The 13,356-nt window shown below is 49.5% G+C and carries 9 protein-coding genes; 1 reads left to right on the top strand and 8 read right to left on the bottom strand.

Features of this window, described 5'->3' with window-relative positions:
- Positions 1-10: 10 nt before the first annotated feature.
- Together B7991_RS11630 and B7991_RS11635 are read right to left on the bottom strand one after the other, a co-directional pair.
- Positions 11-2,323: a two-component regulator propeller domain-containing protein gene (locus B7991_RS11630; RefSeq protein WP_088630975.1), complete on the bottom strand. Its 2,313-nt coding sequence runs from the start codon at positions 2,321-2,323 to the stop codon at positions 11-13.
- 29 nt (positions 2,324-2,352) lie between these two features.
- Complete coding sequence (locus tag B7991_RS11635; RefSeq protein ID WP_254917962.1) at positions 2,353-2,970, bottom strand: RNA polymerase sigma factor; 618 nt, start codon at positions 2,968-2,970, stop codon at positions 2,353-2,355.
- Positions 2,971-3,018: 48 nt separating this feature from the next.
- On the opposite strand from B7991_RS11635, the gene B7991_RS11640 reads away from it, so the two are divergent.
- Positions 3,019-4,920, top strand: coding sequence for a thioredoxin family protein (locus B7991_RS11640; protein WP_254917956.1), 1,902 nt, complete (start codon positions 3,019-3,021; stop codon positions 4,918-4,920).
- A gap of 127 nt (positions 4,921-5,047) precedes the next feature.
- Here the strand turns inward: B7991_RS11640 and B7991_RS11645 are convergent, their stop codons facing one another.
- The 6 genes from B7991_RS11645 to B7991_RS11670 all read right to left on the bottom strand — a co-directional run bounded on the left by B7991_RS11645 (position 5,048) and on the right by B7991_RS11670 (position 13,319).
- Positions 5,048-5,602 (bottom strand): hypothetical protein, encoded by a 555-nt coding sequence (locus B7991_RS11645; protein ID WP_217898061.1) that lies wholly within the window; start codon positions 5,600-5,602, stop codon positions 5,048-5,050.
- 166 nt (positions 5,603-5,768) lie between these two features.
- A complete protein-coding gene (gene glgA, locus B7991_RS11650) occupies positions 5,769-7,001 on the bottom strand; it encodes a glycogen synthase (protein ID WP_088630978.1) in 1,233 nt (410 codons plus the stop codon).
- Between the two features lie 219 nt (positions 7,002-7,220).
- A complete protein-coding gene (locus B7991_RS11655) occupies positions 7,221-8,540 on the bottom strand; it encodes an esterase (protein WP_088630979.1) in 1,320 nt (439 codons plus the stop codon).
- Positions 8,541-8,852: 312 nt separating this feature from the next.
- On the bottom strand, positions 8,853-10,034 hold the full coding sequence (locus tag B7991_RS11660; RefSeq protein ID WP_088630980.1) for an esterase: 1,182 nt from the start codon (positions 10,032-10,034) through the stop codon (positions 8,853-8,855).
- A 124-nt stretch (positions 10,035-10,158) separates the two neighbouring features.
- Complete coding sequence (gene folE, locus B7991_RS11665) at positions 10,159-10,728, bottom strand: GTP cyclohydrolase I FolE (RefSeq protein WP_088630981.1); 570 nt, start codon at positions 10,726-10,728, stop codon at positions 10,159-10,161.
- A gap of 20 nt (positions 10,729-10,748) precedes the next feature.
- Positions 10,749-13,319, bottom strand: coding sequence for an InlB B-repeat-containing protein (locus B7991_RS11670; RefSeq protein ID WP_088630982.1), 2,571 nt, complete (start codon positions 13,317-13,319; stop codon positions 10,749-10,751).
- Between the last annotated feature and the right edge of the window lie 37 nt (positions 13,320-13,356).

Raw genomic sequence — 13,356 nt, forward strand, 5'->3', positions numbered from 1 at the left:
TCACTGCAAATCAGTGGACAATCAAGAGCTTTCCTTTTCGGACCTTGGATGCACCGCGGATGACATACTGGTAAACCCCAGGTGCCACCAGGTTTCCGTTTTTCATGCGGCCTCTCCATTCGGCACGGCCACCGGCAACTTCTTCGCCAGTCAACGAAGCCACGAGCTTGCCACCCCTGTTGTAGATATTGATGACAGCATCATCAGAAACATTGTCAAACACAATATATTCATGGCGATCCGGGCGGAACGGATTGGGATACACCCTGACATCCTTGCCGGCATCATCCGTCATATTGCCGTCTGTACCACGCAAATCGTTTCTCATGTAATACGATACGCCATTTTCGTGAGCAAACCAGACCGCACCAAGCCCAGAATCAACAGCCACATCCTGAACACGGTCGCTAAGGAGACCCTGACGGGTCGTAAAATGCTGTACAGACAATGTGTCCGGGCTTGTCGAACGGGGAGTCAAACGGTACACGCCCTGGTTCGAAGTTCCAACCCAGAGATTGCCACGGCTATCGACATCGATACTTGTAAAATTAGCCCCGGTAAGCCCGTTTGTCGAAAGCGGCGTCTTGAGGTTTTCTTCGTCCTTGTTCCAATAGACAAGAGAAGAGCCCGTGACCATCCAGTAGTAGCCCGTCTTCGGTTCATACACCATATCCAATGGAGTCGACGGAGCGTCCGTATAAACTTTTCTGTAAGTCGTATCAAGCCAGGAAATTTCACCGCCCCTCTTGTTAGGCGGCGTAAACGTGAACACGTCCAAATCGCCGTTAGCATCGAGCGATGGAGACTTGCGTGTACCCACATAAACTTTCCACTTGCCATCTTCGTCTACACTGGTAAGCATGGGGCCTGCAAAAGTAGCGCTACCGACATTGTCTGCACAAGAGACATTGCCCTTGAGGTCAAAATAAGCAAGGCTATACCCCTTAGTCGTAGCTGCCGATGCAAAGAAGCCCTTGCCATCCGGAGCCGGAGTTGTCGATATGCTGATCGAATACGGGAAATCTTCCATGTAGCTACTCATGCAATGCCCGTCCGTCGACAAGAAAACAGAATCCAGCTTCTGTCCCAAATCCGAATACAGCACGTAACCCAGCCCCCAGACGTGGTAGAAAGCCCTTCCGCCAGGGAGGACAGACAAAACCTTCATATCGTGACCGCGGGCGTTCGTCATGTTGCCGTTACCATACAGCGCCTTTGTGGGCGTACTCCATTGCCGTCCGTTAAAGTGCGAAAAATAGCCGTCATCCGAAGCCGCCAAAATGCCGCCTTCCGGAAGAGCACGGAGTTCATAGACGCTTTTCAGCGGGAACCTGGAATACTCCGTCAAGTCTGTCAATTTCTTTCCATTGTAATGGAATATGTTTTGCGGACCCACCAAGAGTGCTCCACCCGAAGAAGGGATAAGCGACACCCAGTAAATCTTGGGCTTAAAGTAATAGCGATCGACAACCGTTTTCTTGTCAACCGTCTTTACAATGGAATCGCGCTCGTAAAGGATCGAGTCCTTCAAGACCTTGCCACGAATGGTAACCATTTTATCCGTCTGCTTGAACGTCGTGAAAGTATCTATGACAGCTCGAGTCTCGCCATCGTCATCCCAGATTCTCGTGCCTTCCGTCGGATACGTTACAAGTTCTCCGTCACTCCAGGTTATAAACTTGATCGGTTCCTTATCGAGAGAGGCCTTCTTGACGACCTTCCAGGAATCCGGATTGAACAACTGCATATCGGATTCCAAATTTTTCCAGTCCATCTTGCGGACATAAAGCGAGCCATCGACCGCAACAAACAGGGAGTCCCCCTGAATTTCCATGGCGCTTACAGGATTGATGGACAAGTTCGCATCGGCAATCCTTTCGACCGTAAGGATAGACGTATTGGATTTTAAACTAAAGAACGACAGGCGGTCATCAAACGCAATCACCATGACATCTTCGGCCACACGGACCATGCCCGGAATGACACGGACACCGCTACCGGCATAAGACCTGCTAAGCACCTGCCAGGATTCCGCCGATATGATCTTTGCGACAATGCCGTTGTCGCTCACAGAAAAGACATTCGGACCTGCAGCCACTACAGCGCTTATAGACTGGTCGCCCAAACCGTGCGCCGTCGTGTACAAGGCCTCAACAGTACTCGACCTAAAGCGAATGCCCCCATTAGTCGCCAAGAGCACACCATCGCCATAAGGGACCATAGCCTTAATCGGGAATGGGCTTGAGAAATTGTTCCAGTCATCGGCAGCAAAAGCTGATGTGACAAGGGAGAGGATACAAATAAGATTAGCTAATACTTTCACATTCTAAAATTACAAATTTTAAAAACATTTCAACCTGCATATTCAATAATTTCCCGCAATGTGGCGTCCCGGCCCGTTATCATCTTGAGCCGATCTTTCTGCGACATCATTTTTTCACGCATTTTTTGATACGCCGCCATCCGGCGCTTGGTTATGCTCCCCTTAGATAGCCCGAACAACTGGCTCAAATCACAGACACGAAGCCCACCGACAACCGAAAGTTCGACAATCATTTTCTCCATCGGATTTAGTGCCTGAAGCAAAACGGAATACTCCGTCATGACATCATCTACGCTTACGTTTCCATCGGGTAGCGCAAAAGCATCGTCATCATCATCCCCGTCGTAACTGGCCTTGGGCTCGCAAAGGCAAGATAGCGGAACTTCGCGGTTAGTGACTTTTTTGCGGTATTCGCTGTAATGGCAATGCAAAAGCACGGTATTGAACCATGGCAACAGATGGGATCCGTACTTCAGCTCCCCGGCCTTTTTGCAAAAGCGAAGCGCAACCTCCTGAAACAAGTCGTCTGCATCTTCTTTAGTCCCACACTTTTGCAGGCACAATTTGTATATTCTGTAGGAATATTTTTCCCAGACAGACCCTACCCAATTCGGGGGACGGTTACAAAGGAATCCCGTATATGACATAAATGTTTTATTTCCGATATTTTCTACTTCTTTTTGCGAGATTAATTTATGAAAATTTTTAACAAATTTATCGAATTTGGAAATTTTGCAAACAACCGTTTGCAAAAGGCTTCATTTTGCATTCTATTGTTTGCAGCGTCGGTCCTTGCGCAAGAATTCAACATGAACAACATGCCCCCTCCGGAAGCAAGCATGCACTATTCCCTCGGGGCACTCACAAAAGGTTCAAGCGTTACCGTTGACATCACCATTCCCGACAACTGGCACGTGAATGCAAATGTCGCAGCCGATGAATTTTTGAAGCCGTCGTCTATCGAAATTGCAGCCCAGGGGATTCACTTCGGAGAACCCAAGTGGCCAGAACCCATCAAGGAATATAGCGAGGCTTTGGACCTTGAGAACCTTGTATTCAAGGGACATTTCCAGATTACGCTCCCTATAGAAAATGTTGACGCCGATTACGACAGCCTCACGACACAGGCGATATTCCATTACCAGGCCTGCGACAATTCCATTTGCCTTGCACCATCGCAAGTGACATTTGGAGTGGGACCAGTGGGGTTTAACAAGAAACGAGCTTCGCGAGATGACGCTGGGAATATGCACGGGAGCGCCACTAGCACAGACGCCAACGGAAACGCAACCGGGAATGTCATCAATGCGCCGAGCGCCGCAGGGAATGCGACAGAAGGCGCTGCCGGGACATTCATATTGCTTTTGTCGGCTCTGTTCGGAGGCTTAATTCTGAACTTGATGCCGTGCGTGCTGCCGGTGCTTTCGCTAAAGCTTTTCAGCTTGATCAAGCAGGCTGGCGAAAGCCGCAAGCGACTGCTCGTACTCGGGACTTCGACAACGCTCGGGATTCTCGCGAGCTTCTGGGCGCTCGCCGGGATTGTTGCCGCCGTCAAAGCCGGCGGCGGGAATGCAGGCTGGGGCATGCAATTCCAGAGCGCTGGATTCATCGCGTTCATGGTCGTGATTCTGAGCGCTTTTGCCATGAGCTTTTTTGGAGTCTTTGAAATCTGGCTTCCTGGAAGTGCCACGACCAAGATGGACAAAGCCGGGCGCAAGCAGGGCTTTTGGGGTGCGTTTTTCACAGGCTCACTCCTCGTGCTTTTGAGCACACCGTGCTCCGCACCGTTTCTCGGCACGGCGATGGGTTTTGCTTTTACCGCATCGACCCCTGTGCTGTTCTTGTTTTTCACAGCAGCAGGCGTCGGGCTTGCGCTCCCCTACATGCTCGTGAGTACATTCCCGAAAATCCTGAAAGTTTTCCCAAAGCCGGGCGCTTGGATGGTCACGCTCCAGAAAATCATGGGCGTTCTTTTGCTCGGTACCGTCGTATGGCTCCTGTGGGTCGTGCATGAACAGGCCGGAAACGTCGGCGTCGGCATCTTCGCCGCCATTTCGCTCTTGAGCATCGCCATGAGCTTTGCAATCGGGAACATCGCCCCGCCGGGCGTCGCGTTTTTTCGCGAAGTGCTCTCCGTTGGAGGCGCCGTTGTAATCCTTGCCATCATCTGGTTTGCATTTGCATCACCAAAGTTCGAAGCCGAAGTCGATGCGATTTTCAAGGCAAGGTCAGTACAGCTCGTCACCGAAGATGGCTGGTACCGCTACACGCCGGAACTCATCGAAGAATTTGCAAAGTCTGGCCGTACCGTATTCATTGACGCGACCGCCGACTGGTGCCTCACCTGCAAGGCAAACGAAGCAGCCGTCCTCAACCGCGATGATTTCAAGCGCGCGATGGACAGCTTGAACGTTGCCCGCGTCAAGGCCGACTGGACCCGCGAAACGCCCGAAGTCACCGCACTCCTGCGCAGCATGGGCAAGTCCGGAGTGCCCGCCTACGCGATCTACCCCGCCGGCGATGCAAGCAAGCAAATCGTACTCCCGGAACTCCTCACCACAAGCGCAATCGTGGAGAAGATTGTAACTAGTTACTAGAAGCGGAGCCTGCACACTCGTCATCCTGAGCGGTATTAACCGCGAAGGATCCAGTTAAATTCTCGAAAATCTCAACAGCAAAAAAAGGTGGCTTGCAGGCCACCTTTTTTCATAAACATTATTCAAATTACTTTTTCTTCTTGTAAACAATCTCGCGGCAATCGCCTTCAAAATCGACATACTTTGTACCAATAAATTCTGCCGGGATATGCAATTCGAGGTCAACAAGGCAAGAACAATGAGACATAAACTCATCAGTCCCCACTACAATAGAATCGTTCGTAATTGGATCATATTCTTTGATTAAACGAACATAATTTTGCTCAGCAAACAAGGTATCATTCCTTGTTTCATAGAGCATCGAAACAAAGCCTCCATCACACGAGACACCCTTCCTGATATTCGTAGTAGCGGTTCCATCGTCATTTATATAAAAATCAATAAATTCTTCGCCTGAACCATCAGACCATTTTGCGAGATTCAGTTTAACAGGATTCTCTCCGCAAGATGAAGTATACTTGAAATCAAATGACTCCCCCTTTATCGACGATGTATTCGGGGGTACAGTCACCAAAGAATCATCAGAACCGGTAACATTGTTACCGTCACTATCGGAGCAGCCCATAAACAAGCCAAAGCTAGTTGCCACGGCGATTAAAGCGCACAAAATCTTTGTTTTCATTCCCATATACCTTATTTCAAATAACACACCACGAATATAATGAATAGCTCCTCAAAAAACAAGACGGCGTAATAGAAATAATTAGAATAACGCAAAAAAAAGGTGGCTTGTGGGCCACCTTTTTTCGCTTTACTGGCGATGCCGGAATAAATCCGGCATGACAACATTAAACGCGTTTGCCTTCGCGCTTGTAGCGTTCAATGCATTCCTGATAGAAGTCGAATGTCTGCTTGGCAATCGTCTTCCAGCTGAACACGTCAATGGCGCGCTTGCGGCTGACTTCGCCCATCTTCTTAGCAAGTTCCGGATTCTCGAGAATCTTGTTGAGCTTGTTCGCAAAGTCCGTCTGGAAAGCCTTCGGATCAGCAGGTTCAAAGATCGTTTCGGACACCGGCTTGAGCGGCACGAGGTAACCCGTTTCGCCATCGACGATGATTTCCGGAATGCCACCAACAGCGCTGCCCACAACAGGCGTTCCGCAGCTCATGGCTTCGAGATTGATGATGCCGAACGGTTCGTAAAGGGACGGCGTTGCAAACACAGTTGCATGGCTATAGAGCACGCGAAGTTCCGTATGCGGCACAGCGTCCTGAATCCACACGACTCCATCGCGTGTTTTCTGGACTTCTTCAATCAAACGCTTGCATTCGTCGGCAAGTTCCTGCGTATCCGGCGCACCGGCGCAAAGCACCACCTGAGCATTCTTATCGATTTGCGGGATAGCCTGAATGAGCTGACTGATGCCCTTCTGACGCGTGATACGGCCAACAAAAAGCACGAACGGTCGCTTCGGATCCACGCCCCACTTCTTCAAGATTTCTTCGTCGAATGTCGGCTTGTAAAAGTCCGGATCAATACCATTGTAGATAACCTTCACACGATCTTCCGGCACGCCGTAAAGTTTCATCACATCGCGCTTCATGCCCTCGCTCACTGCAATCACGCCGTCTGCGGCTTCGTAAGCAGTGCGCTCAATCCAGCAGCTCATGTTATAGCCGCCGTCACCGAGCTGTTCCGCTTTCCACGGACGGTGCGGTTCAAGCGAGTGCGTTGTCAAAATAAGCGGGCACTGCAAAAGGCGACTTGCGACCACGCCACCGAAATGGCTATACCATGTATGGCAATGAATCACATCGATATCCTTAAGCGAGGACATCCACTGCAAATTAATATCAAGCGGCTTCAAGATTTTCTTGAAACGTTCATCAGCCGGATTATGTTCTAGCTTCTGGCTAAAACCAATGGCTCGGATATTGTCTGCATCGTCATTCTGCGCACCAAAGCAGCGTGCTTCGATGTGGCAGAGCTTGGAAAGTTCTTGGCTCAAGAACTTGACGTGGATACCTGCACCGCCATAGATTTCTGGCGGAAACTCATTAGTAAGGATAGCAGCATTCATAATACAGCAAACAGTGTTTAGTGGACAGGGGTTAAGTGAATGCCCGCAAACTGTTCTCGTGAATAATTATAAAAAATTGTATATGGAGATGCCCGCTCGGAGGCGGGCATGACAATAATATTTGCGGGCATGACAAGAATATCCGCAGGCATGACAAGCATAAAACAAACACCTCGACCATGAAGATCGAGGCGCTTGGTGTTTGGAGTGTTTAAGAGATTAGAAGTTCTTGCACTGGGTCTTCCATTTTCCCTGCTTACCGATGATGTTGCCATCAATATACTTGCCACTATTGCCTACGAAATCCGCCTTGCGGAAGTCTTCACCACCGAGGTGCCAGCGCATCCAAGCAACGGTTGCCGCCATGCCGTCCCAAGAGCCGGAACCATGACCATAACCACCTTCGCCGTTACGCGGGCCACCCGTCATTTCAATCAGGCAGGCGGGAGCCTTGACATCGCGATTGTTGTAGTCATTCTTGGCATTATCCTTTTCCATGCCGACTTCACCGAACAGGATCGCAATCGATCGATCCGTTGCAACATTCTTTGCACCGGCACCACCCCAGTCACCGCTGTTGTTGAGGAACGCCGTGAGCACACGCTTATCCTTGATAACGGCCTGTTCGGATTCGAGACCGCCCATGGAGTGCCCGGAGCAACCGACAACATTCATGTCAAGCTTGTCGTAAAGCGGGCTATTGCGGTCCTTGTTCTGCCGATCCATCCAGTCAAGAGCATTGATCGCCTGGGATGCATTACCCGGAGATTCCTTAAGCGCAATCACCACAAAGCCATGCGACGCAAGCCTGCGAATCATGCCCTCGTATGCACTCGGTGCAGTACCGCCACCTGGTCCCCATACGACAATACCATGCTTCTGGTCCTTGGAAAGCTGTTCCGGATAGGCAAGAATGCCAGCGCCATCCCAACCAGTATTCGTCTTGTAGACAACCCTCATCAGGTCCTTTTCTTCTTCCTTGCCTTCGGCAAGGAAAATACCCTTTGGCTTTGCAGCTTCGCTCGAGCTAGATTCGACCTTCTTTTCGGAGCTAGAGGAGCTTACAGCGGGAGCCTTTTCAGAACTAGAACTTACGGCCGGAGCGGTAGCAGAGCTCGATGCCGGAGCGTCACCGCAGGCGTTCGGCAAGCTAGAAGCCAAGCACTTGTCATCAGAACTGGAGCTTGCAGCAACATCAGCAGAAGATTCTGCGCCCGGAGCAGCTGCGCTGCTGGATCCTGCCTGCGGCCCAACATCCGCACTAGAACCCGGAACAGTTGCACTGGAGCCAGCTTCAACAGAAGCGCTGGAACCTGGCAGAATTGCATCGTTATTCTGCTGAACAGCACTAGAGCTAGAAATTTCTGTGCCAGCAGTACCCTGAGAATCAGAGCTCGTGCCCGGCTGAACTTCTTCAGCAGAGCTAGACGAGATTGTGTTAGAGTAGTCACCCATTGCAGATGTGACAGCATCGTCACCGCAATTCAGGAAGACCAATGAACTGGCCAACACCACAGTTTTTAAGAGTTTAGATTTCATATTGTTCTCCTATTTTTCCCATAACCCGTATAGAAAGTACCTTATAATTTCATCGAAATTTCACGTTTCGAACAAAGTCCCGTGGATAAAAAATCCAAAGGTAAATTTTGATCTATAAGAAAACGCAGTCGTAATTCAAGACGTGTAAGGAGATGCCCGCCAGTTTATCCCGGACTTGATCCGGGACGGGCATGACAGCAAAGTTCGCGCTTGCCGATACAATAGATAACCGAGAAGCCCGCGGGCATGACACTGTAAAAAACGTCTCGATCGAAATGACCGAGACGCTTGGTTGTTGGAGTGTGGAAATGATTAGAAATTCTTACATTGAGTTTTCCATTTGCCCTGTTTACCGATGATATTTCCATCGATATACTTGCCGGTCGTACCCACAAAATCGGCCTGACGTTCGTTTTCGCCACCGAGCTGCCAGCGCATCCAGGCAATCGTTGCCGCCATGCCGTCCCATGAACCGGAACCATGACCGTAACCGCCTTCGGAATTGTTCTTCGGACCGCCCGTCATTTCGATCAGGCAAGACTTGATATCCGTTGCCGTTTCGTAATCCTTGATGGCGTTCGGCTTTTCCATGCCGACTTCGCCGTAAAGCACTGCAGCCGTCTTTTCTTTCGGGAAATTCTTGATGACGCCGCCATTCTTGTCACCGCTATTGTTGAGGAATGCGGTAAACACGCGCTTGTCCTTGATGGCTGCCTGCTCCGATTCCAAGCCGCCCATCGAATGCCCAGAGCAACCGACCTTCGTCAATTCAAGCTTCTGGTAGAACGGGTCGTTGGAATCCTTATTCTTGTTTTCGAGCCAGTCAATCGCCTTGGAAGCCTGCGTTGCATCGCCCGGCGAAACGCTCAAAGCAATCACGACAAAACCGTGCGAAGCGAGCCTGCGGATCATGCCTTCGTAAGCGCCCGGTTCCGTGCCGCCGCCCGGCCCCCACACGACAACGCCGTGCTTCTGATCGCTGGAAAGCTGTTCCGGATAAGCTAAAATACCCTTATTATCCCAACCCGTATTTGTCTTGTAAACGACCTTCAGCTGATCCTTTTCTTCTTCCTTGCCGCTCGCGAGGAAGATGCCCTTCGGGGCTTCGGCACTGGAGCTGGATTCCACCTTTGCAGAGCTAGATTCCGGAGATTTCTCGGAACTGGAACTCGACTGCGCCACGGAAGAACTTGAGGCCACGTCGCTTGAGCTAGACTGCACATCAGAGGAGCTGCTCGGAGCATCTGTCGAACTAGCCGGAGCTTCGTCGGAACTCGATGCAGGCGCAATTTCGGAGCTAGAGGTCGGTGCAATCTCGCTAGAAGAGCTTTCGACAGGCGCCACTTCAGAGCTGGAACTTTCAGCCGTGGCTTCTATGCTAGATGAAGAAATATCGCCAGTAGACGATAACGGAGAAGTTGCAGAATCATCCCCGCAGTTGATAAAGGCAATGGCACTTGCCAAAATCACACCCTTAAAAATCTTTGATTTCATTTTAGGCACTCCTTTTTTACCAAGACCTTAATCCCATCCTTCAATAAAATACCCCCAAAAAAGCCCCGTGATCAAAATCACAGGGCACGTTTCGTTGACAAAAAGTCCAAAGGTGAAAAGGAGATTAACGCGGGGCGTAGATGCGGGACATGAATTCGGCGCGGGTCTTTTCGTCCGTCTTGAAGCGCCCGAGGAGCTGCGTCGTGACCATCATGGCGCCCGGCTTTTTCACACCGCGCATCGTCATGCACATGTGCGAGGCTTCGAGAACCACGGCAACGCCCTTCGGCTGGAGCACCTTCTGGATGAGTTCCGCGATCTGGCGCGTCATGCGTTCCTGAATCTGCGGGAAGCGGGCGTAAAATTCCACCACACGCGGGATTTTCGAAAGACCGACCACGCAATCACCCGGGATGTAGGCCACATGAGCCTTGCCCGTAAACGGCAGAAAATGGTGTTCGCACATGCTCGCGAACTCGATATCCGGCACGATGATCATCTCATCGTACTTTTCGTGGAAACGCGTCTTGAGGATGTCTTCGGCCTTCATTTCGCCCGTAAGGCTAGTCATGAGCTCAGCGTACATCTTAGCAACACGCTTCGGCGTATCGATAAGGCCTTCACGGTTCGGGTCTTCGCCCATGCCTTCCAGAATCATCCGGAAGCCGTCTTCCATTTTCTTAAAATCCATCATGGGTTAAAAGATAGCAAAAATCAGCGAATCGTAACAGCCCTGGTCTCGTTCCCGTAGCGGATGAAGAAGCGACCCAGTTTCGGCAATTCCACAGCCATCGAAGGCTCAGTCGTCAAGCGTTGCAAAATACGGCCCTGCACATCCATCACAAGGAGCGGGCGACCTGCAACAAGCCCGGAGAACGCCAAGCGTTTCCCGTGAACATCCATTTGCCAGCCACTCTTTACAGCGACACTCGGAAGAGCCATGCGATCCCCTGTAATCCGGAGGCTGTCTATATAGCCATAACGCATAGTATACGTATTCTTAACCGTAACACCCGTTACTGTATTTTCGCCCCACACTTCATCAAATAATCCTCCATAATATTCTTCATTGCCACAATAATCATCCACCAATAAACCCGAAATAGAATGACCGTTCCCTGCAAACGTTCCTTCAAAAATCCCAAATGGTTTCCAGTTAAAGTAAACCATACTGTCAAGTTCATCTACAGATTTCTTCGGCACATTTTCATTAACGACAATATCGTTCTGGAGGGAGGCGCATGTTTCATAACCACTCATCCCCTCTATTCCTCCATTGACGAGTTCAGCAAGCCAATACAGTTCTTCCTTAGTCGTAATAAGATAGCACCCCTTCGAATTCTTTTTCGGTTGTTGCGGGACCGGAATCCATTCTGCGTACAAAGTATAATTTTTTGCTTTATCTATTTTTTGATTCACAGAATACCCGAGTGGACTGTTACCCCAATACAAGAATTTTGCACCCTCTCGTGTCGGTTCCTTAAAGACAAAGCCAGTATCAAGAACCGTAAACCGAGTTGGATTTTCTGGATCATTGACACCCCCGTTCAAATGGTACGTTATCGTGTATTCCAGCATTTTCCACTTGGCATGCACCGTAACATCTTCTGTATTCCCGGCAGGAACTTCCGTAATCTTATTCGTAAAGAGGGTATCCGTATACCAGCCCTCAAATTCATACCCGTCGCGCGAAGCTCTCTCAAATACAAATGTCGAAGAATCCGCAGACCAAGGGAACATCAGATTTTCGTATTCGAGATTCCCTTTATAGCGATTGCCGCCATTCAAGTCGATATTGATGGTAAAGTAACTTTTCCACTTGGCGTAAAGCGTCCAGTCGCCATAAAGGCCAGTATTTATGGAATCGACCTTTCGCGTAAAGCGTTCATCTGTAAACCAGCCTTCGAATTCATCGCCATCCCGCACAGCGTCTTGTAATGCGAACGCCTTGTCATTTTTCGTATAGCTATGCGGATTCAACTCACTATTCTCGCCGCCATTCAGCACATAGTGTATTCCGTATTGAACGTTATAAAGGCGAGGGAACTCATCGGAGCCCACTTCTTGAATCCAGCTAGAACCATTTTCGCCTGCCGAAAGTTTTTCCAAAGCCGTTCCATCTGCAAACTGCGCCTTGCTAAGCGATACCGCCTTCGAGACCGTCGTATCCTTGGAATCTAGGCACAAAGCGTTCTCCACTTCAAAAACGCGTTTGCTTCCGTTGCAGGCAAAGCCCTCTTTCTGCACAATGCAATCCGGATACTTGCTTTTCAGTTCACCTGCGAAATAGACATTTTTCAAGATGGCGGCATCCATTTCCGAAATGATTCCACCAGCACGCGCACCTTCAACAAGCCCCGTGCTGTATGCATTTTCAACAAAGACAACATTTGATGAATCAATATTTTTTGCCGTCAATGCAGAAGCACGGGAAATCATCGCCGTCGGGCACTCATCGCCCAAAATATTGACTTCACCAATCAAACCACCGGCCATATCTGCAGAACGGACCGTCGCATTCGAATAAACATTCTTCAGCTGCATCGGACCTACAATACGGCCCGCAATGCCACCCACCAAATCGCCCGTAAAGTAAGAATCCTCTATGCCCAAATTCCTTACATAACTAATGTCGTGAATCCAAGAATAACGATTGCCAACAAATTCAAACAAACCGTTTTCACCAACTAGCCCAGATATCTTGAACCCGTTACCTTCAAATACACCATAGAATCCAATCGGAATCCACGATACATAACCCTCTAACGATAGATTTCCATTTTCGTCCAGAACCTTTTTATTTACGACAATATCATTCTGGAGCGAAATACAACCATCAAAATAATAACGGTGTTCTCTAGAATAATCACCAATCTGCTTGGAAACAGAAGCAATGCCGTAAAGTTCTTCGGCGGTATGGATAAGGTAGCAGCCGCGTTCATCTTGTTTCGGGGTTACAGGAACAAGCCCCCATCTCGCCTCTACAGTGAAACTGCCGAGACCATAAGCAACCGTAGACGTCCAATTCCCTTGGATCCTCGCAAAATCTATGAAAGTAGAGAGCGTATCCGATTTAGGAACAACATACCACCCTAAAAATTCATAGCCCTCGCGGGAAGGGTCCTTCAATTCCAGCTTGGATTCCCAACCCGATGCATAACTCGTCGGGTTGTCCGGATGATTTGTTCCCCCATTCAAGTTGTACTTGATGGTATAGGCATTTGCCGAAATGGCCGTCACAAGCAATACAACGGCAAAAGCGGGCACTCTACAAATAGCAATCATCTGACACCTCCCTTATTAAGAGTTATACATCAAAACA

Source organism: Fibrobacter sp. UWB3 (assembly GCF_002210405.1).
Classification (GTDB): Bacteria; Fibrobacterota; Fibrobacteria; order Fibrobacterales; family Fibrobacteraceae; genus Fibrobacter.